Annotated in this window: 10 protein-coding genes; 8 read left to right on the top strand and 2 right to left on the bottom strand. The window is 49.3% G+C overall.

Going from position 1 to position 26,376, the window contains the following annotated elements:
• The first annotated feature begins 29 nt into the window (after positions 1-29).
• The 8 genes from KMZ15_RS04490 (at position 30) to KMZ15_RS04455 (ending at position 14,214) form a co-directional block, all read left to right on the top strand.
• Positions 30-4,076 carry an SDR family NAD(P)-dependent oxidoreductase gene (locus tag KMZ15_RS04490; protein ID WP_223694602.1) on the top strand — a complete coding sequence of 1,349 codons (4,047 nt, stop codon included), beginning with the start codon at positions 30-32 and terminating at the stop codon, positions 4,074-4,076.
• A gap of 31 nt (positions 4,077-4,107) precedes the next feature.
• Positions 4,108-6,558, top strand: coding sequence for a type I polyketide synthase (locus tag KMZ15_RS04485; RefSeq protein WP_223694600.1), 2,451 nt, complete (start codon positions 4,108-4,110; stop codon positions 6,556-6,558).
• 37 nt (positions 6,559-6,595) lie between these two features.
• On the top strand, positions 6,596-7,516 hold the full coding sequence (locus KMZ15_RS04480) for a branched-chain amino acid transaminase (protein WP_223694598.1): 921 nt from the start codon (positions 6,596-6,598) through the stop codon (positions 7,514-7,516).
• Positions 7,517-7,831: 315 nt separating this feature from the next.
• On the top strand, positions 7,832-9,229 hold the full coding sequence (locus tag KMZ15_RS04475; protein WP_223694596.1) for an NAD(P)-dependent oxidoreductase: 1,398 nt from the start codon (positions 7,832-7,834) through the stop codon (positions 9,227-9,229).
• Positions 9,230-9,294: 65 nt separating this feature from the next.
• Complete coding sequence (gene preA / locus KMZ15_RS04470; protein WP_223694594.1) at positions 9,295-10,599, top strand: NAD-dependent dihydropyrimidine dehydrogenase subunit PreA; 1,305 nt, start codon at positions 9,295-9,297, stop codon at positions 10,597-10,599.
• Between the two features lie 113 nt (positions 10,600-10,712).
• On the top strand, positions 10,713-12,086 hold the full coding sequence (locus KMZ15_RS04465; RefSeq protein WP_223694592.1) for a hypothetical protein: 1,374 nt from the start codon (positions 10,713-10,715) through the stop codon (positions 12,084-12,086).
• Between the two features lie 2 nt (positions 12,087-12,088).
• Positions 12,089-13,321 (top strand): MFS transporter, encoded by a 1,233-nt coding sequence (locus tag KMZ15_RS04460; protein WP_223694590.1) that lies wholly within the window; start codon positions 12,089-12,091, stop codon positions 13,319-13,321.
• 185 nt (positions 13,322-13,506) lie between these two features.
• Positions 13,507-14,214 (top strand): GNAT family N-acetyltransferase, encoded by a 708-nt coding sequence (locus tag KMZ15_RS04455; RefSeq protein WP_258134769.1) that lies wholly within the window; start codon positions 13,507-13,509, stop codon positions 14,212-14,214.
• A 370-nt stretch (positions 14,215-14,584) separates the two neighbouring features.
• Here KMZ15_RS04455 and KMZ15_RS04450 read toward each other — a convergent pair whose 3' ends face one another.
• Positions 14,585-23,467 carry a non-ribosomal peptide synthetase gene (locus KMZ15_RS04450; RefSeq protein WP_223694586.1) on the bottom strand — a complete coding sequence of 2,961 codons (8,883 nt, stop codon included), beginning with the start codon at positions 23,465-23,467 and terminating at the stop codon, positions 14,585-14,587.
• Positions 23,468-23,948: 481 nt separating this feature from the next.
• Complete coding sequence (locus tag KMZ15_RS04445) at positions 23,949-26,219, bottom strand: hypothetical protein (protein ID WP_223694584.1); 2,271 nt, start codon at positions 26,217-26,219, stop codon at positions 23,949-23,951.
• Positions 26,220-26,376 lie beyond the last annotated feature (157 nt).

Genomic DNA, 26,376 nt, shown 5'->3' with positions numbered 1-26,376 from the left:
ATACTTAAGCGTATTTTAAGGGGCGGTCGATGGCGCTAAATGGTAGCGATTTAAATGTATTAGACCCAGAAATGGTTGCAATTTCTATGAAAGCGCATCGAGGTGTATTAAAGTGGGCGTTACAGCATCGAGTAGTCAATGGCCATATATGGTCGCTTCTTTACGTGGTTCCACATGCCTCCAATTCCCCCAAACAGCTCGTGTCATCGCTGATGACGAAATTGGTTAGTGCAGGGGCATCTGCAGAGAGGCTATCTATTGTGCCAGTCTCCCTGTTGCCTACCACCATTACAGGGGCTATTGACGACGCTGCGCTCAGCCTCCTCCCAGTTATCGATGATAGTACAGCAGCAGACTGCGCCAGATTTTTGTCTAAAAACCTAAATGCCGGCGAGATACGCGTGCGGATTATAGATGCAGAGGAGGTACCCCCAAAATTAACTTTTATAGCTCATAGCGCCAGCTTTCCCGAAATTCCGACGAGCCAACGCTGGGCTGTACTTGAAGGTCCTCCGCCTCCTGAGGATAAAAAACAAACCCTTACCGACCTCTTAATCTATGCAGCTGCTACCGACAGGGGCATAACTTTTGTTTCCGCTATACCACCGCGCCACCAAACTTATAAAGCGCTCCTGAAAGCAGCACAGCAAGGTGCTTATGCCATGCTGCAAGAAGGTTGTCAGCAAAGAGAAAAAGTCTTGCTACAATTTTCTAATCATGAGCATTTCATCACTGGTTTTTGGTCATGCGTGCTCGCTGGACTGATTCCAGTTCCTATGAGCTTCGACAGAATTAATAAAGCTGGGGAGGGATCCGTTCACAAAGTAAGGCAAGTATGCAATGTGCTTGGCAATGTCCGCATATTGACCAGCAGCCAAGAAGATGCGGATTTTTTAACCTCACAGCTTGGCGATTTAAACGCATCTATTTTAATTTCTGATCAACTCCAAGCGGCGACTACCTCTGACAGCATCCCGCTGCCACAAGTAAGGCCGGATGATTTGGTACTGCTGCTTTGTACATCAGGTAGTACCGGAGCGCCGAAATTAGTAGAGCATACGCATCACAGTATCTTAGCGCGGCCTGATGCAGTAGCAGCTCGCTATAACTTTGCTCCAACGGACGTATCATTGAATTGGGTCCCATTAGACCATGTGGGTGGACTGTTATTTTTCCATCTTCAAGGTGTGCATGGAGGCATTGAACAAATTGAAGTAGAACGTAACTTTATTTTGCAGGATCCATTGCATTGGCTTGATTTGATGGACCACTATCGCGTTACGCGAACTTGGGCGCCTAATTTCGCCTATACCTTAATCAACAAGCGACATGCAGAATTACAAGAACGGCATTGGGATTTATCGGCATTACGCTTCATTTTCAACGGTGGCGAAGTCGTGGTGGCCGATCAAGCTAAAGCGTTTTTACACCTACTTGCTCCGCATGGATTGCGTAGTGATGTGATGCACCCTGTGTGGGGAATGTCCGAAACGGCCTCAGGTGTCATTTATGAAGACCATTTCACATCCGACGCCAACGATCCTGTTGCTCCTCACGTCAGCCTAGGGGCTCCTATCGCTGGCGTCAGTATCCGTATCACTGACGCCAACAATAGTCTCGTGCACGAGGGACAAATTGGTCACTTTCAAATCAAAGGTCGTTGTGTTACACCAGGTTATCACTTGAATCCAGAGGCTAATCAAGCGGCATTCACTGAAGATGGCTGGTTTCGTACGGGCGACTTAGGCATGGTTAATGATCATCGCCTGTTCATAACAGGTCGTGCGACGGAAACCATTATTGTTAATGGCACAAATTACTCAAGCTCTGAAATAGAAAGCTTAGTAGAACAAATTGAGGGTATTGATCCTTCTTATGTTGCTGCAATTGCTATACGCGTTGCGAATAAAGAGACCGATCAGCTTGTCGTATTCTTTTGCCCAACGGCCGACGCCAACTCTTCTGGGCTTGCCAAGCAAGTGCGGGCCAAACTAGTGTCTTCTATAGGACTGAGTCCTCGTTTTTTAGTGCGAGTGGACCGAGAGCAAATCCCGAAGACATCAATAGGAAAAATTCAGCGCTCCCTGCTTCGCAAACAATTTGAAAGCGGTCATTTTCCTGACACTTTTAAGGCGGCACAAGCGAGTGAACCCACCGCGCAACCGTTTTGGTCTCCTTCCTGGAAGCGCAGCAATCTTCATAACTTTGGGCCGCATGAGGCAAAGCGCTATCTCATTATTGAAAATGACGAGGCTAAAGCGGATGCTCTTGTTCAGAGGCTAGCTGATTGTGGTAGCAGTAGTGTACGCGTCAAGTTTGCTCCAATGTTTGCGAAACTCAGTCCGCAATCCTATGCCGTGCGCCTGCTACAGCGTGATGACTTTGTTCAGCTACTCCATGCAGTCTGCGAAGATGGCCGATTAGATGGCGTCGTGCTTTTTTGCGAAGCTCCAGCGACCGAACTTCCTATAGTTAGAGACAATGTAAGCTTAGATATTAGCCAGGAACGTGGCGCTTATACTGTCTTAACGGTCTTGCAAAGTTTGGCCAAGTTTAGAGCCAATGCGCAAGATATACGCTTGATTGTCATTAACAGCGATACGCAAAAAGTCTTATCGAGCGATGCAGTGTGTTGGACACGGACACCTAGCTTAGGTTTACTGCGCGCAGCAGCGCAGGAGCTTTCTTGGCTGTCTATTCAGCACATTGATATCCCTGCAAGCCAAACTAATAGTGCAAACCCGCTTGCGGATGAGCTTATGTCGAACTCATCCGACTCCGAGATTGCTTATCGTAGCGGGTTACGGTGGGTTAGGTCACTAAAGGCTGTGACCAGCACAGAAAATCCATCGCCGATACGTCCGGGTGGGCTGTACATGATAACGGGGGGGCTTGGAGGAATTGGATATGAAATTGCCCAATTTCTTTTGCAGACCTATCAAACGCACTTGCTCATCGTGGGCCGCACTCCTATGGCGGAACACGACACTGCCAAGCAGCGCCTTGCTGATCTTCAACATTACGGCCATGTTATCTACGAAGTTGCAGATGTTTGTAATGAGAAACAGCTTTTCCAAGTGATTAAGGCAGTGGAGCAAAGTCAGATGCGTCGCCTTGATGGGGTGTTTCATCTTGCTGGCTATGTGAACCCCATGCCGCTTGTTGACTTATCTCTTTCTGATCTATCCAAAACACTCCAGCCAAAAGTTTTAGGCACCTGTATTTTGAACCGCTTACTGCAAGAGCGTCCCAATGCATGCCTCATTAATTTCTCGTCGTTGTGCGGACTAATAGGGGGTACTGGAATCGCTGATTATGCGGCAGCGAATGCTTTTCTATCGGCAGTTGCTGAAAGCGATTCGGGCGGCTTGTACCGAACTCTGTCATGGAGTATGTGGAAAGATACTGGCATGAGCCGCGGCGTGAGTGCCCCGTCAATCATACAATCACGTGGCTTTGAAGTACTGTCTGCGAGGTCCGCAATCGAATTATTTGAAGCAGCGCTCTGCGAAAGATCCAGTCACTTGGCAATTGGGGTTATCTCCACTCATCCCAGTTGGGCCGAACTCATAGAAACCTCCCCCCGTCCTCTTCTTGCACTCTCTGCCGAATGCAACGCGACTAACCTCACGCTTGAGAAAACGGATTGCCTGTTCAAGGACCGTTTTGGAACCCCTGTGCCGTTAACGTTTGGCAGACAGATGCAGCCCCCTGCAAGCGCATCTACCTTCGATAGCACAGTGGTATGTATTAGTAAGCTATGGCAAGATATTTTAGAGATCAGCTCAGTGGGAGCTGATAGTAATTTTTTTGATTTAGGCGGAAATTCACTGCTTGTTCCTAGATTGCAAGCGCAGATGAATAAGCTCTTTTCCATCAAAGTGGAGATGGTCGATATCTTCAAGTATTCCACTGTACGAGAACAGGCACAGATGGTGTTAGCTCGGCAATCTGAGACCATGATCCCCCCTCAGCAAAAGCTAGATACGGTACCCAAAACTGCTACGGTAGCTACTCGTCAGAATCAACGAATGGCGGCAGATGTTCGACGAAGAAGTCGTGCCGTTTCAGAGTAGGCTTTAATCACACACCAACCAGGTTAATAATTTGGAAAATCTAGATATCGCTGTGATTGGCTTAAGTTTGCGTTTTCCAGGTGCCAATGATGCGGATACGTACTGGAATAATCTTCGCCACGCTGTTTGTTCTCTTACACGCTTTAGCGTGGATGAACTGGTGGCAGCGGGCGTGACTCGCACTCTAGCGGAATCACCGAACTATGTGCCCGTTGGTGGTGTTTTAGACTGCGCTGATCAATTTGATGCTACCTTCTTTGGCATGACGGATGCAGAAGCCGCACTGACCGATCCACAACATCGTCTGTTTTTGACCTGCGCTGCTGAGGCTTTAGAAAATGGCAGTTATAACCCGGCTTCCTATACCGGACGCATTGGCTGCTTTGGAGGAGCCGGCGCAAGTCTCTATGCTGGCCCCCAAATGGATAGCTATTTTTCTAAGCATGTGGCGCCACATGCTGCGATGCTTAAAAACACTAATGGCCTTGAGGGCTTGGATGTCATTATTGCCAATAACAATGACTTTCTATGCACGCGTGCGTCTTACAAGTTAGGTTTGACAGGACCGAGCATCAATGTACAAAGCGCTTGTTCAACGGGCCTCATTGCTGTGCATTCTGCCTGCCAGGCAGTCCTCAATGGTGAATGCGATATGGCACTTGCCGGTGCCGCCTCTATTAGTATTCCTATCAAAAAAGGATATTGCTACAGCGAGGGCAGCATATTGCCTCCTGATGGTGTGTGTCGTCCTTTCGATGCGGCAGCAGCGGGACCCGTTGGGGGCAGTGGTGTGGCGGTGGTGTTACTTAAAAGACTGGTAGACGCGCAAGCTGATGATGATGTCATTTATGCCGTTATCAAAGGAACGGCCGTTAACAATGATGGTAATGCAAAGGTCAGTTTTACAGCACCTAGCGTAAAAGCCCTAGCCAACGTGGTGGCAGAAGCACAGGAAATTGCTGGCGTTTCAGCAGATAGCATCGGGCTTATCGAAGCATACGGTACGGGAACCAAGATGGGCGACCCGCTGGAAGTAGCGGCACTGACAGAAGCATTCCAGCGCTCAAGTTCAAAAAAACAATTTTGTGCTTTGAGTTCCGTCAAGCCAAACATTGGTCACCTGGGTTCTGCAGCAGGTATGGCTGGATTAATAAAAGCCATTTTATCGTTGCAGCACGGCTTGGTTCCACCGACGCTTAACTTTAAACACGCCAATCCAGCGATTAACTTTGAGGCAAGTCCGTTTTTTGTTAATCCAACACTCATCGAATGGCCAATCAGTGCAGGACCAAGACGCGCAGGCGTGAGCGGATCAGGAGCTGGGGGTACTAATGTACATATTATTCTTGAACAAGCCCCTCCCCGTCCTTCTCCAGTTCGCGTTGATGCCCCAGGTGCCAATATTCTTACCATATCAGCCAAGACTACGGCCGCACTCTCAGCCAATTTAAAGCGTTGGCAAGTTTTTCTGCAGCAGGCTGATACAAAAAATTTTGCGGATGTTTGTACGTCAGCTAGCGCATTCAAGCCCCATTACGAGCATCGTATAGCTATTGTGGCGAATGATGTAGCCTCAGCCCAAGAGCAACTGGCTCATAAAAAATCTGTAGCGCCGCGAGTTGAGCGTGGTGGGATAGCTTTTCTTTTCAATGGGCAAGAGACTCCAAGCTTTGAAATGGGGCGCGCCCTATTAGCCCAGGAGCCGGTTTTCCGCGAAGCAATTCTAGCGTGCGACAAAATTGTAGAGGGAAGCCTTGATGTCTCTCTTTCTCGTCTACTCTCTGAACCAGATACACGTATTCAAGAGACATGTTTTGCTCAACCCGCCATGTTTGCGTTTACTTATGCGCTTAGTCAAATGTGGACAGCCTGGGGTATCAAACCCGCTGCTGTTTTGGGACATGGTATAGGAGAGTATGCTGCCGCGCCAGTCGCAGGAATCATTACGCTGCCAGAAGCTTTACGATTAGTGATAGCCCGCGCGCGTGGGCTACATACTGATGTTGAACACACGTCTTTGCACTCGCCCACTATCCCGTTTATATCCAGTCTGAGTGGCGAAATAGCAGACCAGGCTATTACTTCCCCTTCATACTGGGTACAGCAGGCTCGTGAGCCGATTCAGTTTCAAAAAGGGATAGAGTCTTTATGGCAAAGCGGCGTACGCATTTTTGTTGAGCTTGGTCCTAACTCAACCTTGCTCAATATGACGCGCAGCTGTGTGCCAGCGCACGAAGGGCTTTGGCTTCCAAGCATCACAGAAGATTGCGATTTCAATGGACCTCGAAAGGCTCTGGCGAAGCTATATGAACATGGAGCCACAATTAACTGGCAAGCGGTAACGTCCGGTAGAGGACGCAAGATCACCGTGCCAAGTTATGCGTTTGAGCCTCAGATCCATTGGTTAATGCCACCGCAAGATAAAGCTGCTTGTCCCCCAATTTCAGGTTGGGATAGGGCCGGTAGCGCCGGCAAGCTGTAAAGATAATTAAACTAACTGATGCACTAGGGAGAATCCTATGTCAATGGCAGACCGCGACGGCAAAATCTGGATGGATGGTCAATTAGTTGACTGGCGCTCTGCCAACATTCATGTTCTAAGCCATACATTACATTACGGCATGGGCATTTTTGAAGGGGTCCGGGCCTATCAAACGGCCGCTGGCACAGCTATCTTCCGTCTACAGGAGCACACCCGACGCTTGTTTAATTCGGCAAAAATCTTTCAAATGACTTTACCGTTCGATCAGCAGACCATTGCCGACGCACAGATCGAAGTGGTGCGCACGAACCAACTTGAATCAGGCTACATCCGGCCAATTGCATGGTTGGGCTCCGAAAAACTCGGCCTCTCGGCCAAAGGCAATTCGGTTCACGTCGCGATCGCCGCCTGGCCCTGGGCAACCTATCTCGGGGAGCAGGCACTTACTGCGGGCATCCGGGTTAAAATTTCATCGCTTCAGCGTCATCATGTGAATGTTTCAATGGTGCGCGCGAAAGCCAGCGGCTGGTATGTGAATTCCATTCTGGCACACCAAGAAGTCGCGGCCAATGGCTATGACGAAGCACTCTTGCTAGATACCGACGGTTATGTCTCGGAAGGTTCCGGTGAAAACGTATTTATGGTTAGCAAGGGCCGGCTCTACACGCCTGACCTTTCATCTTGCCTAGATGGAATCACACGTGACACCGTGATGATACTGGCGCGAGCATATGATATTGAAGTCATTGAAAAACGCATCACACGTGATGAAATGTATTGTGCTGATGAAGCTTTTTTTACTGGCACCGCCGCTGAAATTATCCCAATTCGTGAACTCGATAACCGGCTTATCGGCGAGGGACGGCGTGGTCCAATAACGGCAAAATTGCAACGCGCATTTTTTGATATTGTGACAGGCAAAGACCCCCAATATGCACACTGGCTCACATTAATTTGAAGAGAATATCACCATATGCAAATACCAGTGCTTGAGGCTGTGATAAAAAGCGAACTATGACTGAAACAAATGCAGTTGAAAGAGCACAATCTAGCCGTGTGATTACTGAAATTATTGAAGATTACAAGCGTAACAGATAAAAATGCCTCAGAACGCTGGGCTGGTGGGCTGGTCAAACATTGTGGCCGCTAGTAAACTACGAGGCGTAGGCTGTCCAGCGCCTCGCCATTTTGCATTGCGTTATTTGCTGCACATCGCACCTGCGAGTGGCTTACGTTCGGCAGGGCCATGTTTCTTGTTCAAAGGAGCGCTTCGATGACATTACATAAGAACGACGATATTGCTGCAGGCTGCCTGCCTGCAGAACAACTCGCGGCAAACTTCGCCGATGTGGCGCCCCCGCTCAGCGCTCACGCAGCGGTTGTCGAGGCGCACCGCTGCTACTACTGCTACGATGCGCCGTGTGTAAACGCATGCCCAACGAGTATCGACATTCCAGGCTTTATCCGCAAGATTGGCAACGGCAACCTGGTGGGCGCCGCGCGCGACATCCTCTCAGCCAACCCTCTTGGCGGCATGTGTGCGCGCGCGTGTCCGACCGAGATTCTGTGCGAAGGTGCTTGTGTATTCAACCACCAAGACAGCATGCCTGTTGCGATTGGTGCGTTGCAACGGCATGCAACCGATCACCAGATGGCGCATGAAGCGGCATCGGGTAAACCGCTTTTCACACGGGCGGCCGATACTGGGCGGCACGTCGCCGTGGTCGGTGCCGGGCCAGCCGGCCTCGCATGCGCGCATACGCTCGCCCTGAGTGGACATCGGGTAACGATCTTCGATGCGCACGACAAGCCGGGCGGACTCAATGAGTACGGCATCGCCGCGTATAAAACGGTCGACGATTTTGCGCAGCGTGAAGTGCAATGGCTGCTGTCGATCGGCGGCATCGAGTTGCACGCCCGGCACCAGCTCGGTCGCGATATAGCGCTGACGCAGTTGCGTGAACAGTTTGACGCCGTGTTCCTCGGCATCGGGCTGGGTGGCATTAATGCGCTGCAAGCCGACGGCGAAACGTTTGCCGGTGTGCTGAACGCAGTCGACTTCATCGCTCAGCTACGCCAAAGCGACGACCTCAGTACGTTGCCGGTCGGACAGCACGTGGTTGTAATCGGCGGTGGCAACACCGCGATCGATGCCGCCGTACAAAGCGTCAAACTTGGCGCGCGGCAGGTCACGATGGTCTACCGGCGCGGCGCAGCGCAGATGAGCGCGACATGGGCGGAACGTGACTTCGCACGCAAACAAGGCGTGGTGCTGCGCGAATGGGCCAGGCCGCTGCGTGTCGTTGGCATGCCGCATGCCGGCAGTGGCGACGTGCATGCGAGCGCAGTGCAATTCGAGACGACGCGGGTGGATGCTGAAGGCCGACTCGAAGGGACCGGCGAGACATTTCGCATCAAGGCGGACGTTGTGCTAAAGGCAATAGGCCAGACGCTTGTATCCGATGGCATTGACGCACAACTGCTGACGCTCGACGGCGCACGGATCGCGGTGGACGCCGATGGCGCCACCTCACTGCCTGGCGTTTGGGCAGGCGGCGACTGCACTAACCATCAGGCGCTGGACTTAACCGTGCAGGCCGTGCAGGACGGCAAGCTCGCCGCGCACGCGATCATCCGGCAGTTCGCCCGCATCGTGGCCAAAGCTGTGTAACAGAGCATAACGTCGCATAGCCAATTGCGATTCTACATTGACATCAGAAAACTAGAGAGCCGATCATGCCTGACCTTCGCTGCACAATAGCTGGTATCACGTCACCGAACCCGTTTTGGCTCGCGTCCGCGCCACCCACCGATAAGGCCTACAATGTCAATCGCGCATTCGAGGCTGGCTGGGGCGGCGTGGTCTGGAAAACACTCGGCCTCGACCCACATGTGGTCAACGTAAGCTCGCGATATGGCGCGACGACGCACAACGGCCAGCGCATCGCGGGACTTAACAATATCGAGTTGATCACCGACCGACCACTCGACGTGAACTTACGTGAAATTGCCCAGATCAAGCGCGACTGGCCGGATCGTGCATTGATCGTCTCGCTGATGGTGCCATGCGAGGAGTACGCATGGAAATCGATCTTGTCCCAGGTTGAGGATACCGGCGCCGATGCGGTCGAGCTCAATTTCGGCTGCCCGCACGGGATGAGCGAACGCAACATGGGTGCAGCGGTTGGCCAAGTGCCCGAATACGTCGAGATGGTCACGCGCTGGGTTAAGCAAGCGAGCAGGTTGCCGTGCCTCGTCAAGCTGACGCCAAACATTACCGACATCCGGCTCGGCGCGCGTGCTGCATACGCCGGGGGCGCCGACGGCGTGTCGCTGATTAATACAATCAACTCGATTATTGCCGTTGACCTGGACCAGATGGCGCCAGAACCAACCGTTGACGGCAAAGGCACGCACGGCGGCTACTGCGGGCCGGCGGTTAAGCCAATCGCATTGCATATGGTGGCTGAAATTGCGCGGGATGCAAAGACATCTGGGTTGCCGATCTCCGGCATCGGCGGCATCTCGAACTGGCGTGATGCGGCTGAGTTCATCGTACTCGGCGCTAGCAGCGTGCAGGTGTGCACGGCGGCGATGCACCACGGCTTCCGGATCGTCAACGACATGATCGACGGCTTGTCTAACTGGATGGACGACAAAGGTTTCGCAACACTCGACGATTTGTGTGGCCGCGCGGTGCCTAATGTCACCGACTGGAAATACTTGAACCTGCAATACGACGTCAAAGCGCATATCGATCAGTCGCGATGCATTCAATGCGGACTCTGCCATATTGCATGTGAAGACACTGCCCACCAAGCGATTACAGCGAGTCGCGATGGTCAGCGTTATTTCGAGGTGGTCGAGGAAAACTGCGTCGGGTGCAATTTATGCATGCATGTGTGCCCAGTCGATCAATGCATCACGATGGAGCGCGTTGACGCCGGCGGCTACGCGAACTGGACCACGCATCCGAACAACCCGGCATGCCAGGACGAGCCGCACGTTGCTTCATTAAAAAGGGTTACCGAAGGAGACTAACGTTGCCCTATAAGTTGTGTAGCGACTTTGCACTATCGCAATAAACAGTTTTATGCATAACTGCTACTGTCAAAACAAAACCCTGTTGATGCCCTAAATCAAGGTGAGGCGATATGACTATAGAAAACACTGTTCTTAGCACCACCAGACAAGAAACAAAAGATCTGCCTATTATCGATCCAGATAAAGATTTAATCGGTAACGGGCAGACATCGGAAACATTTTGCCAAGCGTACGCTTACGTACAGCAGCGCACAGCAGAAGATGGGCTTGTGATAAGTTACGAAGGCAACCGGACCAAGCCTTGGCCGATCATGCCTGGCGTCTGCTGTTTACACAAGCAGGCAGAAGCGCTTTTGCAGCAACGGATCAAAACGGTCTTTGCTGCACTGCAAAAGATTGTCGCGGCTTATCATGATGACGCACAATTGCAAGCGTTTTTGGCTATTCCGAAAGCATTGAATGATTGGGTTATGCAAGATTGTGAACCATCGCATCGATCGGTTGACCTTTGCAGATTCGATATGATGGGGCATAGCCTCGATACGTTACGCATTATTGAATTTAACGCTAACGCGCCAGGCGGCATCGCGTATCTCGGTTTCATTAATACTTATTGGCGTGAAGCCCCTGAAACCGCAGAACTTATCAGCAATTGGGGCAGTGCTCCTTCCATTCTTGAGCAGCCGAGTTGGTTTAGTGATTGGATCACGAATCTTGCGCATCGCCGCGGACTAACATCGATCGATGCAATCGGGCTGCTCCATCCACCCAATGGCAATATTCTTGAGTTGCCGCATCTGCAAAAGCTTCTTCAGCATCAAGGCTATCAATGTCCAATGATGTCACCACCTGATGTCTACGAAAACGGAAAACCACGATTGCAAGTCGCGTACCTAAAATATGGCGTGCAGCGCACGTTGAAAGATATTTCACAGTGGGAGCGTTTCTGCACTGGTGTTGTAAATAATGAGATCGTCATTCCTTCATCTTTATCAGGCCGCTGGATTGGCGATAATAAATTGTGCCTTGCCGTCATGTCTGATCCGAGATTCTCATATTTGTTCAATTTGGGTGAACAGGAAGCAATCAGGCAGATGATTCCGTATAGCAGAAAGTTGGGGGAGGGTATTAACGCTGAAAATATACTGGCGAACAAGGATAATTGGGTGATAAAAAATCCGTATGATACGCGTGGCGCCGGCGTGTTTGTCGGGCGCGATCATACTGAGGCGCAGTGGAAGACGCTGTTTGCCGATCAGCAATTGACTGGCTTTCTGGTGCAGGAATATATTGATTCTCATAATCTGATTGCCAGTGACGCGGCGCCCTATTGCAGAGACCTAGTAGCAATCATTGCAAGCGGCCGTATCGTCGGGTACGGATCGCGCGTCAGCTCTGGATATAAAGTGAATATCGCGCAGAATGGAAAACTCTTGTCAGTTCTGAGCACACTTAATTTTCCAGCGCAGACCGGCATAATATAGCCATGTTCGGCCGGTGGTTATCGCGTTACGCTACAGGTCTCCGATCGCTGCACAGTCAAAATTTTCGTCTGTTTACGATAGGCAATTGCATTTCACTGATTGGACGCTGGATGCAGCGGGTGGGAGTCGGCTGGCTGGCTTGGACGCTAACTCATTCAAGTTTTTGGCTGGGTTTGATTGCGTTTGCCGATCTGTTCCCGACCATTTTCTTAAGTCCTCTCTCAGGCATACTGGCCGATCGATATGACCGTCGGCGTATCATGCTATTTACACAGCACGCTGCCTTAATACAGGCGCTGCTACTCGCCGTCTTAACCAGTACAGGGCTAATTAATATCGAGGGTCTGTTTGTGCTGACACTGGGGCTCGGCGTGGCAGACGCGATCAACCAACCGGCGCGTCTTTCCTGGCTTCCCAGCCTGGTCAAAGCAGCTGACCTTCCTTCCGCAGTAGCAGTTAATTCCATTGTTTTCAACATTGCAAGATTTATCGGGCCTGCCATCGCGGGCATCGTAATTGCTGGTTCGGGGGTTGTTATCACCTTTGTTCTGAATGCACTCAGTTATGCTGTTTTTATTGCTACGCTGCTTTGCATTCGCTTAAAAAGCAAGCCGCACGGACACAAGCGGTCCAACATTTGGCATGAAATGCGCGCCGGTTATCGGTACACGGCGCGGCATCCGCAAATTGGCCCAGTATTTCTAATGCTCATTTTGACCGCCCTCGGAATTCGCGGCATTCCAGAACTGACTCCGGCCCTCGCTGAAATGGCATTTCAGCGAGGAGCAGGCGGATTCGCAGTGCTGATCACGATGATTGGTTTAGGTGCTTTGGTTGCAGGACTCTGGATAACTGGGCGAGACCTTTCCAAAGATCTGGCTTCGTTGATCATTCGTCATGTGCTATGTTTGTCGTTAAGCGTGTTATACCTAGCAATTAACCATGAATTCTTTATTGCGTTGTCTCTTTTCTTTGTGATCGGATTTTCTTTGGCGGTGACTGGGATCAGTGCACAAACCATGGTTCAAATGAAAGTGGCCGAGCACATGCGCGGACGGGTGTTCGCACTGTATGGTGTCGTCTACCGGGGCGGCTCTGCAATTGGCGCGTTATGGATGGGAACCGCCGCCTCCTGTTACGGTGTCCGCTGGACCATGTATGCAGGCGCAGCGCTGTGTTTTGCTGCCTGGTACTGGGCAAAGCGTTCAATTGGGCCACGCCACGAAGCGGAGTAGAGTCGAGACGTGGCCCCTAATAAAAGGGTTTACTGTTGGCTTTCTTTGGATGATGGAAGCGTTTGCCGAGTTGAATGATCTGCACAGTCGTCAGAAGTGGAAACTTTTCCACGCATGTTTCATGCTTCAATCTGGTCAGTTTTGCACACTGTTTTACAGCTATCTATTTTAAAGGAGAATTCATCTTGTCGACTATCTCTAATACTACGGGTTCTATGAATATTGGCACGCAGCCGTATATTGATTCAAAGCCAGATATTCGCTTTGAAACCGGTGATAAGGGGGACTTGACTGTGGTTATACAGACGAAAGGTCTCGAAATGAAATCAGTCACTCAAAAAAATTTACCGGATTACATAAGGCTATTCAGCGATCCCACCAATATGGAAAAATACCGTGAAGGCAGTGTTTGGAGTGCAGATCAAACTAAAGAACATGTTAATACGTGGGTAAACCTCTGGCAAAATGGAAATGCCTTTAGCGCTTTTGCTATCACCAACAGAAATGAAGATGATCAGTTTATTGGCAGTGTATTAATTAAAGCTTGGGAAGCAGCAGATTCTTGGGATTCATGCATTGCTATTGCGATAGGCCGGGTACTCCATCACAAATATTGGGGTAAAGGATTGGGCAAGCATGTCGCTATTGCGCTGGTGAATTATTACATTCCTGAAGCGCTAGATCGAGGCTATAAACTGCCCTCTCTCTCCGGGGAAACTCCAAAAAACATTACCCTTACAGCGCGTGAAGATAATCATGCTTCCGTCAAGACTTGGAAATCTCTGGGATTGCCACAAGTTGCCACGATCGAAAGATTTGGAAGAGAGCGGCTCGTTTTTTCTGAAACTATCGAAAAGCTTGATAAAAGAAATTTGCCGGTTCTGTCGCAGTAAGGAAAGCGGTCTCAAAGAGGCCCCGCGCAGGGAGGGGTGCGCCTTTTGTGGCCTCAATCGGACAGAAGCACTCCTTTTTTACCGGTGGTCAAATCTGCTAATAGGCGTTATCAGGCTTGACGCCAAGTGAGTGCGTTTCAAATTGTGCAGTATTCATCGGATGGACCTCAATAAAAAACCTATCCTGCATCGCACTTACTCGACAGTGGACAGGGTCGCCTCATGTAGCCTAATACTGAATCGTCTTAAAAAATAGAAAAACCATGCCTTGGGCAATAGCAGGCAGGTAGGTCGAATGCGCCGACTCGACCTAAGCGCGCCAAGGTGGCTCAAAGAAAGATCTGCGATCCGTGCTGATGGATTGCTCATTTTAAAATTCCTCTTTCGCTTCGTGTTGGGTCTGCTGCAATAGCTGATTTAGCTTGCGAGCTAGAATTGGGGCAAATTGTGCTGTCGGTTCAGGCAGGCCGATATCTTCGTGTTTGCAGTGAATATCATGAGTTTCAATCTTGCCGCGCACATAAGGCTTCCATAAATCGGCAGAGGTGACAAAGGCGATGCCGTTTTCCCCTTGCGTGGCATGGAAAAAAAGCAAGTCTCCTTGGAAGGTTTTGGGTGAGAAGCGTTTTAGGATAAACACATTGTTGTGTATGATTTCGCGCGTTCTTTGCCATAACGATTGCGTCACTTCTGGAATTGATTCATCGCTAAAGCGGGCCAGCAGCTTTACGTAAAAGGCCTCTGGGTCAAGCTCTAGCGCACGAGGCAAGTTATAGTTATTTGGAGAGCTATCGAGTAAAGCGAGCAGAGCGACTTTTTCTCCACTCTCTTCAAGCTGAGTGGCCATACTGTGAGCAACGTCACCGCCAAAAGACCAGCCCAATAAATAATAGGGGCCGGTAGGCTGAATGCGCTGGATTTGCTCGATGTAGTCTGCTGCAACAGCCTCAAGTGTTGGCGGAAGCGGCGTAGATCCATCCAGTCCACGCGCTTGTAAACCATAGATGGGTTGGTCAGGATCTAAATGCTTAGTCAGGCCAATATAACTCCAACTTAATCCACTCACAGGATGGATGCAAAAAAGAGGAGGGCGTGTTCCCTTAGGTTGGATAGGAAGCAAAACAGCAAATGAATTTTCTTGCACACTATCTAGTCTACTCAAGCTTTGAGCTAGCTCGGCAACAGTCGGCGCTTCAAATAGCGTGCGAATCGCAATCTCAACACCTAAACGGGTTCGGATGCGGTTGATTAAACGCATCGCTAAAAGTGAATCACCACCTAGATCAAAAAAATTATCGTCAATATTGGCCTCTGGTAAATTCAAAATGTCAGCGAATAATTCGGCCAATATAAGCTCTTGCGGTGAACGCGGAGCATGACTATGGGTTGAGCTCAATTCGACTTTGGGCAGTGCCTGGCGAATCACTTTGCCATTGGACGATAAAGGCAATATATCCAGTAGCGCAATAGCGGCAGGCACCATATAATTGGGTAGGCGTTCGCCGACATATTGACGCAAATTAAGCGACTCAATTTCTTTCATCGGGTGATGAGGCACAACATAAGCCACTAATTGCTTATGACCAGGCTGATCCTCGCGCACAATGACGACGGCTTGTGCCACCGCTGGATGACTTTGCAACACGCCCTCAATTTCGCCTAATTCGATGCGAAAGCCCCGAATTTTGACTTGGTGATCGGCTCGCCCCATAAAATCAAGCGTACCGTCTGCGCGCCAACGCACTAGATCACCCGTGCGATAAAAGCGCTCTCCAGTAGTGCTGAATGGATTGGCGACAAAGCGCTCGGCAGTGAGCGCTGGACGTTTAAAGTAACCTCTGGCAACGCCATGCCCAGCAATATATAGCTCGCCAGGAACGCCTACTGGAGCAGGGCGTAATCCTGAATCTAAAACATAGACTTGTGCATTATCGAAAGGTGTACCGATTGGTATGGAAGCTTGTGCTGAATACGGTGCTGGTATTGAGTAAAGGGTTGAGAAACTCGTTTCTGTGGGCCCATAGCCATTCGTAAAGCGTAAATGCGGGCAATGTCTGAGCACTCGCTCAACGGCCGTTGGTGAGACAGCATCCCCTCCTGCCATCAAATGACGTACGCTGCGAAGGTAGTTTAACTTTCCTTCCGCCATCAGTTGAAACAGACCGGCGGTTAGCCAAAGTGCGCTGACTTGATGCCGCTCGATGGTGCTTTGCAGGGTATGCACATCAAGTTCTCCTTGGGCAATCACTATTTTTCCACCGGCTAGCAGAGGTACCCATAGCTCATAAATAGACACATCGAAAGCGGGTGACGAATGCATCAATATCCGGTCTTGGGCATTGCTTCTGAAACGCCGGTCGTGGGCTAAATATAGTACCGTGTGATGACGTATACCCACTCCCTTAGGTTGCCCTGTGGAACCTGAGGTAAACATTAGATAGGCTAATTGCTCAGGAGCACATACCACATGCAGATGGTGACTCGGTTCTTGGGTTAACCAAATATCAGCATCAATGATAATAATTTGAGCCTCATGGCCCGAACAACGCGCTTGTAATATCTGATCTGTCAGCAGAATGGGAGCGTTGGTTTGATGCAGGAGCGTTTGTAAACGACTGTCAGGATCATGGTCGTTGAGTGGAACGCAAACACCACCAGCTTTGATGATAGCCAGCGTAGCGACGACCCGTTCCGGGGTGCGCTTCATCAAGACGGCAACCGGTGTCTCTGGGCTGATGCCTTGTTGGATCAGGCGATGTGCCAGGCGGTTAACTTGCGTATTGAGTTCAGCGTAGCTGATGGATTGCTCACCAGCAATCAATGCTATGGCATCAGGCGTTTTAGCAACTTGAGCCTCGAATAACATTGACAGTGTGACTTCTGGAACAGGTTGTGCCGTGGCGTTCCACGCTACCAGGAGTTGCTGCTGTTCTGCGGTGCTGAGTAAATGGATGCGGCCCACTGGCTGGTCAGGATTTTGGGCAATTGCCTCTAAACCCCGAATAAAATTCTGCATAAGCTGTTCAATCGCTTCTCGCTCAAATACATCGGGGAGATAGCCTAGGCGAAACGATAATTGCGTTCCAGGAAAAACCACTAAACTCAGCGGATAATGCGTCGCATCGCCACCACCCAAGCCAGTGATACGCAGGTCCCCCGTAGCGGTTTGCAAAGCTTGTTGGTCAAGTGGGAAATTCTCGAAGACCATTAAGGTATCGAATAACTCACTTAATCCAGTAAAGCGCTGAATCTCAGCCAAATTCAGATGTTGGTGCTCAATTAAACGCGCTTGCTGGTCTTGCAGACGTGTTAGCGCAACTGCAATTGATTCCGCTGGGTTAAATTTCAAACGCAATGGCAGTGTGTTAATCAATAACCCCACCATACGTTCGATGCCGGGCAATTCAGGCGGTCGCCCTGAGACAGTCACGCCAAAAACAATATCGTCGTGACCGGTTAAATGTCTGAGCAAAAGTCCCCATGCACCCTGAATTAGAGTATTGATGGTGAGATTGCGTTGGCGGGCTTGCTGTATTAGAGCCTGTGTCGATGCTTCGGATAGGCTATAGCTAAATGTTTCTTGTCTAGCACTACTGATTGATTTTGTCGGGATTAACAGTGAAGGCTCTTCTAAATCCTCTAACGCCTCTTTCCAGGCGTGTTCAGCAGCCTGGTAATCCTGCCTTTTTAGCCAAGCAAGATAATCACGGTAAGGAGGGATATGAGCTAAAGCGTGCGTATTACTGCCATTAGAATACAAGGCCAAAAGCTCTTGCATAAGAATCGATGTCGACCAGCCATCAAATAAGATGTGGTGGAAAGTCAGTACCCATTGATAATGGTTCGCTGTGAGACGAATCAAGCTGAAACGTAACAGCGGGGCATGCACAGGATCAAAACGGTGCAAACGACCTTGTTGTAAAAAGCGAGCTTGTTCAGCTTGGCGCGTGGATTCATCCAACTGGCTCAAATCGAGTTCTTGCCAAGGTAGCGTGACTTCACGGGAAATGATTTGTACCGGTTCGTCTAGCCCTTGAGAGGCGAAACTTGCCCGTAGGCTAGCGTGGCGTTGTAACAAGGTTTGCAGCGCAGCTTGCAAAGCCTGGTAGTTCATTACTCCTTCAACATCCATGATCCACTGGGCAACATAGGCATCTGCTGCCGTTGGATCGTAGAGGGTATGAAACAGTAGGCCTTTTTGTAATGGAGAAAGCGGCAAAATGTCTTCAACTAGATTGGGTTGTGCAGCTTCTAATTGTTCAATTTGGCTTTGACTAAGTTTTAATAAGGGTAAGTCAGAAGGTGTTAATCCACCCGCATAGTGCTGTTCAGCGTAGTTGACTAAAGCTTTTAAAGCCTGAAACCAAGTTTGCGCTAAATCTTGAATCTGTTCGTCAGAAAATAATGCCCCAGCCCAAGACCAATGGGCGATCAATTCAGGCCCATCAGCGCGCTCCAGAGTCAATGCATCCAACGAAATAGCATGCGATAGCGGCGTATTTGGATCATAACCAAAACTAAACGCATCCTCGCAGACCGGCTCCCAATTTTGATTCTCAGCGGCGCTAAAGCGACTTAAATAATTAAAGCTGATTTGGGGTTGGGCGGAGTATTTAAGCATTAACGCTGTTGCCGCATTCAGATAACGCAGCAGGCCATAACCTAAACCATGATCTGGTAATGCGCGTAATTGCTCTTTAACGCGCTTCAATAATTGACTCAATGCTAGCGTGCCGTTTAGCGCAGCCTTGATATCTAATCCACTTAAAGAAAACTGAACTGGAAAGAGGCTAGTAAACCAACCTACTGTACGAGATAGGTCAATCTCTGTATCGATGGCTTCTCGCCCATGCCCTTCTATATCCACTAAAACATTGAGATGATCTTTCCCGTCTTGGCGTTGCCGCCAGTCAGCCAAGGCTAGCGTGAAAGCGCACAGCAAAACATCATTGATCTGTGCATGAAAGCGCGTTGGAACTTGACTGAGTAGGGGAGCTGTAAGCTCGGTAGGTAGCGTGAGACTCAACTGCTTGGCTGTAGCAATGGTGTCCTGAGCGGAATCAAGAGGTCGTTTGGCGAGCTGCGACTCAGCGCCATCGAGCATCTGCTCCCAGCTGGCCAATTCAGCATACCTAGCTGTGCTCATGGCCTCTTCTGAAAGACGCTGGGCCCAGCGCCGAAAAGAAGTGCTTTTAGGCTCAAACTCTAGGGCCGACTTTTCTCCTTCCTTTGCTCCGGATTGTGCCGCCTGCCAAGCATTGCGTAGATCGGGTACGAGAATACGCCACGATACGCCATCCACTGATAAGTGATGAATCACCAAAAGCAGGCGACCTGGATCTTCACCTGCATCGAACCAGATTGCTTGCAGCATGCTACCCATCGCTGGATCTAGTCGTTTTGAGGCAGCCTGTGTTTCTTGCTGAATACGAGTTCGACGTGCTATTGCATTCAGCCCTGCGATATCAATACGCTGTAGGCAATCTTTGGCGGTGATAGTACCTACTGGCAAAATCTGTAATGTCCAATCAGTCCCATACGCGGCTATGGCTTGTAAGCGTAGTGCATCATGATGATCCAGTAGCGCTTGCAAGGCAGTGATAAGATGCGCGGGCTCAAGTGCTGCTGGGACTTGGAGCAGCATCGATTGATAAAAACTGTTGAGTGGGCCGCCTCGCTCAAAGAACCAGCGGATAATCGGCGTTGATAACACTTTGCCAGTGGCGATATTTGCAGTTTGTGCTGACGAGCTGTCCAACGGCTTAGCCATCATAGCCAGTGAGGCGACTTTCGGATGCTCAAAAACATCGCGTGAAGTAATCAGCAGTCCTGCCCGGCGTGCGCGGCTCACTAACTGGATGGCGGTAATGCTATCGCCACCTAACTCGAAAAAATTATCATCGCTGCCAACACGTGGCAAACCCAGTACTTCTGCAAATAGCAGGGCTAGCATCTGTTCTTGTGGTGAGCTTGGCGCGCAGTAATGTTCTGAAACAAAGCTGGGCGCGGGTAGCGCTCGAAAATCGAGCTTGCCGTTATTTGTCAGAGGTAACGCCTCTAGCAGGATAATGCACGTCGGTACCATGTGATCAGGCAAACGTTCAACTGCATGTTGCCGTAGCTCTGAGGGGGTAAATTGGGTACCTTTGGAAACGCTACTCTGTTCAACTACGACATAGCCAATCAACTGTTTATGGCCGGGACGATCCCCGTGAGCGATAACTACAGCTTGTTTAACGGCTGGATGTTGACACAAAACTGTCTCAACTTCGCCTAACTCAATGCGAAAACCGCGTACCTTAACTTGCTGATCGGCGCGACCGATAAAGTCCAATATGCCATCAGTGCGCCAGCGTACCAAATCGCCGGTGCGATACAGTCGCGTACCAGCAGGGCCGAATGGATTTGCAATAAAACGCTCCGCACTCAAGCCTGGCCGATTGATATAGCCGCGGGCCACGCTTGCACCACCCAGGTAGAGTTCGCCGATGATACCGATAGGCACGCAACATAGCCCTGCATCTAATACATAGGCTTGTAAATTATCTAGTAGTGCACCAATGGGTACTGAGGCTTGCGCTGCATACGGCCGTTGCACCGGATAAGAGAGGGCGAAGGTCGTGGTTTCTGTAGGTCCATAGCCATTCGTAAAGCGCAGCTCAGGGCAATATTTGAGCACGCGCTCGACGGTAGTGGGTGAGATGGCATCGCCGCCTGACATCAAATGACGGACGCCGCGAAGGTAGTGTAGATCCCCTTCTACCATGAGTTGAAACAATCCAGCGGTAAGCCAAAGCGCACTAACCTGGTAGCGTGTAATCACATCCTGCAGTGCTTGTGTATCAAGTTTGCCAGGAGGAGCGATGACGATCTGTCCACCTGTGAGGAGCGGTGTCCATAATTCATACGTGGAGGCATCAAACGCATACGGCGAATGCAGTAGCACGCGGCCTCTCGCCTCGGTCAGACAGCTATTCAAAGCCAGGTTGAGTACATTGTAGTGGGTAATACCAATGCCTTTGGGTCGGCCAGTAGAGCCTGATGTGTACATCAAATAGGCTAGTTGCTTAGGCACACAGAACACATTATGGTTCTGGCTAGATTCGTTAGCTAGTGAAATATCGGAATCGACAGCAATGACTTGGATACCCAAGTTTTCGCAGCGTTTTTGTAGCGTGTTGTCCGTTAATATAAGTGGGGCGCGGGTTTCATTAAGTACACTTTGCAAGCGATTATCAGGCTCGTGTTCAGGCAAAGGCAGATAAGCGCCTCCTGCTTTAAGAACAGCCAAGGTTGCAATAATTAATTGCGGCGAACGCTGCAGCAAAAGCGCCACTGGCGTATCAGGTTTAACCCCGTGCTTGAGTAAGCGATGAGCCAGACGGTTGGCTTGAATATTGAGTTCAGCGTAGCTTAATTGTTGATCGTTAAAGAACAGTGCAATTGCTTCAGGATTGCGTTGCACTTGCTCTTCAAATAGTTCATGCACGCATTGCTCATTGGGCAACAAAGTTTTGCCTTGGCCCCAGGTATGCAGCAGTAATTTACGCTCAGCGGGTGGTAATAAATTCAATTGCCCTGCAGGCCGATGAGAGGGCTGTGACTTAAGCGCTGCTTGTATGAGCTCTAATAGATGCTGTGTGATCTGCTCGATTTGCTCATGCGTTAAATATTGCGCATCGTACAGCCACCGGAAACTGCCATCTTGTTCCGATAATTGAAGTGTCAAGCGCTCTGCGCATGCTGTTGCCGCAAAAAATTGTCGAGTGGCTTGTGCCGCAGAATCTTTAAATTCTTCAGAAACATGATTGGGCACGATAGCGATAACAATCTGCCAAGGTCGGGGTGAACGTAGTGCTTCGATAGCTCGAAGTTGTGGGTAACGTGCGATGAGATCGTACGGGTAAGTTGCGTGTTGAGTGAGGCGGGTATGTTCGGCCGAAACGTCAGCCTGAATTTCGGAGAAACTTCGCTTTAAATCAATTTCAATCTCCATCGGTACAACAGGAGAGAAGAAATTCTGCAACAGCGGTGCAGGTAACGCAGGCATCCAGCCTAACTGGAGAGTAGTCTCGCCGCTAATACGGGCTAGATAAACCAAGAAAGCGCTTAAAAGGTATTCGATGCGTTGAGCTTGGACAAAACTCTCTAGCATATTCGGGACATACCATTCACTTACTTGCCAGTTCGGTGTGACGGAGGAGGCATGAGATTGCTTAAAGGGCCATTGCAGCAATTTAAAATGTTTCAGACGTTCAAGCCAGAAAGATTCATATTTTGCAGCCGTTTCATGTTCCTCGGTCAAAATTTGAATCTGCTTGTTTGGCAGGATGGGTAGACGATCACCTACGCACAGTCCTAGCTCTAGGGCTAATTGTTGAGCATTGAACGATTCGCCAATGAAGTTTGTAAATTTGCTAATAGCGACATCTTCGCTACCAGTCGTTATGTGCCAACGATCTGGCTCGACCTTAAGCAAGGTGCCAGGCGCAGATCCAGAACGATGCGCTAGGATATCTAATTGGGCAACCTGCACAATGCAGTTGGCTAACAGGAGTTTGGGTAAGGTTAGCGAGTTAGAATGATAGCCTCCAAAGTCTAATGCGCGTACCAAAGCTGACAAATCCTGCGCCGTATGCAGCCAGCATAAACAGCCAGCAGCATTGGGGCGGCGATATTTGGCGAAAAAATTTCTAAGTGTTAAATCCTGCACTTGATACGTGAGCGTGTCTGTAGCCAGACGCTCTACGAGCTTGCTAAAGCCATGACTAGCAGCTTGGTAGCATTTCAAATTTAATGACAGCGCTGTATCAGTAGGACTTATCTCCACCGGACACTGCACGACAATATTTCCTGCATCGGCCTTGCTCACTATTTGGTGCCATGTAACGGCATAGCGTTTTTCGTGTGCCAGCAAAGCCCAAGAGGTCGCATGGGTTCCTGCGTAGCGCGGCAAAGGCGCATCATGGTAGTTGAATGCGTAACGCACATGACGCAATAAAGAGGGCGTCAGCAGGAAGGGGTTAACGATAGAAAAAAGTACATCGATGGGTTTGTTAGCGAGTAGTTTATCGAACTGCTCTATAGAGGATACAAGAGGTAGCTCCTCACGGATAGTCCAAGTATTGACTGTCTCATCTGTGGGCAGTACAGCCTCGAGTACGTGACCTGCAGCACGTAGATGTTTAGCGCATTCGATAGCTAAGGTAGTACTGCCTACGATGACGCAGGAATAGAATTGTCTTTTCATCATTTTTCGGCCATGCTCAAGTTGCCATGATTGAGCGCCTGGGCAATGATGACCGCCATCAAACTATCTTCATCGGAGGCCTTTATGCACGACCACATTAATATGCTGGGGCGCTATTCGTTCTTGGTGCCCAAGGCTGTGACAAAGGGTGAGCTGCGATCGCTACATGACCCAGCGAACGCAGAGTGAGGACAGCAGTAAAATATTATAGCTGGTGCTTAACCCGGTTTTCCGTTCCACTACGCCTCAAACCCCATAAATTGAAAGCTTGGCAAACCGGGAGCGTCCATGTAGACATTTGATTTTCCGCTGGCAGATTATGCAAGTCGAATCTTGCCCAGTTCTGCATACCGGGTGATACCGGATATCAAATGGGTTGTAGAATAACCGGTCTCGATAATTCTGAAATCGCCGGTCACCATCGCTGAAATACGCATGCTTGAGCAGTTTGCCGCCGCTCGCCCCAGGTTATTGAGAAGTACGGTCAAGCGTACTTTAAAACCCAAGTAAAAACGCGATCACTGTCTGCTTTCAGTGTGAAGGGGTGCGTTGTACATGAAAAATTCGAATGCAACTGCCCGATCGGGGTTGTTGAAAATGGATTGGTTTTCCCATCTACCATTTCAAAATTAGACAATGTACAGCTATCAAATCCTGTGGTGCTATAGTTTGTGACATCACTATTTACATAGCGTACTGAAAAACCATCTTTATTAACTGCAGTATTCTGAAAATCAGCAAAAGAGGTGAAGTCGGTCTCAACGGTGATATTTCCAGTTAGCATTTTAGAACTTAGCGTATCTGTTCGCATTATAGTACCTTGCTCAAACGTTATAACTGTATGGGCTTGTAGGTCAATATCCGTTGTATATTCTGCGTTTTTTCTAGCTAACCTAAAGTTTGTCGTATCGAAGGATACAATAACCTGGCTATTGCGTTCCTGCACATTTAGATTTTTATAATAGGTGACTGGAATGTAATTTTTCTCATTATAAGAAACCTGAGGAATCAATAATGCGTAACCCACATCTGTTGTTCCATAAATTAACTTGTCGGAAAAAGGTATTGGATAGTATGGAGTATGCGAGTTAAGGTCGGGGGCTTGGTTTAGGTTCAGATTAATTACGCGCTTTCCATCGCGTACCGTGACCAGTGCTGCACTATATGGGTGGTCCTTATCAGTAGGCAAGTTGTACCAAGTAAGGGTATAATTCGGCATCATATTTAGCCGGGCTTGAAAATCAGCATCAGGCATAGGTGCCTTACCGCCAAAACCTAGCTTATTCCACCAAGCATTCACATACATATAATGGTATAAGAGGCTAAAATTTTCACCCATGGCACGATTCGTGCCGCGGTAAGCGTCTGTCCCGCGACCTTTAACCCACATATTTACGGATGGAGTAGGCAAGGTAGCGTCGTACCAGAAAGTGCTATAGCGATAAGCCGATTTACAGGTGAATGCATAAACTATCTGCATTTCCTGTGCGGATAACACGCCTGCATTTGCTGCTGCAGTTAGGATTTCCGTAAAACCTGTATCTCCATATGGGCCGATAGACCGGCCATAGTTGAAACCCTGACCATCCATATTGAGTTGGGGAAGAATTAAATCAACCGATTTTCGCAGATAGCCTTTTAATTCCTGCGTTAAATTAGTCTCATCTCCCATCTCAAGAGCGCGTTCTAGAACTTCAGGGATAAGCACAGCGCTATATCGATCAAAGCGTGCCTGGTCATAATAGGTCTTATTAACATTCGAAGCTTCGTCGGAGAATCCACCAGAAGAGTCATTTCTAATATGGCCAATAATTTTATGCAAAAGTGCATCACGTGCACTCATCGATGCCACATCGGGGTCGGTGGATGAGAAGAATGTCGGATTGCTCCATTCTAGCTTTTGTCTCAAGCCAGCAATTCCATATGCGACTGCATAATAATTTTTAGCCGTATTAAGCGACTCAATATCAATGGAGCGGCTTATTGCTGGGCAGTCGCCGCTTTTATGTACCCCAAACATATCACAGAAAGTCAAACGACTTTCCAGTATAGCCAGCATTGCGTCATTGAAAACCTCATTGAGCATACCGTGTTCTTTAAAATTATTGAGTGCAACAAGGTAATATAATTCGCCCCAAGAGTTATTTGCATAGAGGTAATCTTTATTGCTAGTTTGCGCCATCATCGCAGTAGTTATTTTTTGATAAGCCGTAAGGTAATTTGCATAATTCGGATCACCTTTCGTTTTCATATCAATCAATATATACGATAGGCCGAGTGCCAGCTTACCAGGCAAAAATTTATCCCCCGTTTTCGTATCCAATACACGTATCGGGTTGCCGTCGCCAAGATCCATCTCTACTTGCGTGAAATCTGGTGCTGCCCTAATGAGATCAAAAAGTGCTCTCAACTGCCCCATCATGGTAATAGGCACACCTGCTCCCGCTGGCACGTTCGTATCAGGCATGCCGTAAACAATCCCATGAAGAGAAGAAGCCGCCACATTGCGAAGCATCTTGTTCGCTTTGGGTGGCGAAGTAGTTATAGTGGGATAAGCTAGCGCGTTTTTCCAATAATCGGCAACCTTGCCTTCTTCCGCTTGCCGTACTATTTGTCCTGACTGTAGAGAGACTTTACATTGCGAATCAACTTGGCCATTCTGCCTGCCAGATATCTCACTTTTGCGGGCATTGGTTAGAGATAAGGGAAGCATACCGAGCGTAAAGGCAATTGGGGTGAGTTTCGACAAATGCATTTTATCTCCTAAGCTGATTGTAACGTGAGCGTAGTAATCAGCCCCCGACGCGGCACGCATCACTTGGTTGGCGGCCTTTGTCTATCTACGTGCTCGCAGTCTGACCGACGATCTGGTAGATCGGTTAATCGAAACTGTCTTGTGGGCAGATTTTTAA

It is taken from the genome of Mycoavidus sp. HKI (assembly GCF_020023735.2).
Lineage (GTDB): Bacteria > Pseudomonadota > Gammaproteobacteria > Burkholderiales > Burkholderiaceae > Mycoavidus.
The sequence above is the reverse complement of the archived record's forward strand: the minus strand, read 5'-3'. Positions and strand labels throughout refer to the sequence as shown.

Bases quoted from the DNA above. Each gene is read 5' to 3' on its own strand.
- preA (WP_223694594.1), top strand. From the start codon at position 9,295: ATGCCTGACCTTCGCTGCACAATAGCTGGTATCACGTCACCGAACCCG.
- KMZ15_RS04480 (WP_223694598.1), top strand. From the start codon at position 6,596: ATGTCAATGGCAGACCGCGACGGCAAAATCTGGATGGATGGTCAATTA.
- KMZ15_RS04490 (WP_223694602.1), top strand. From the start codon at position 30: ATGGCGCTAAATGGTAGCGATTTAAATGTATTAGACCCAGAAATGGTT.
- KMZ15_RS04460 (WP_223694590.1), top strand. From the start codon at position 12,089: ATGTTCGGCCGGTGGTTATCGCGTTACGCTACAGGTCTCCGATCGCTG.
- KMZ15_RS04475 (WP_223694596.1), top strand. From the start codon at position 7,832: ATGACATTACATAAGAACGACGATATTGCTGCAGGCTGCCTGCCTGCA.
- KMZ15_RS04465 (WP_223694592.1), top strand. From the start codon at position 10,713: ATGACTATAGAAAACACTGTTCTTAGCACCACCAGACAAGAAACAAAA.
- KMZ15_RS04445 (WP_223694584.1), bottom strand. From the start codon at position 26,219: ATGCATTTGTCGAAACTCACCCCAATTGCCTTTACGCTCGGTATGCTT.
- KMZ15_RS04450 (WP_223694586.1), bottom strand. From the start codon at position 23,467: ATGATGAAAAGACAATTCTATTCCTGCGTCATCGTAGGCAGTACTACC.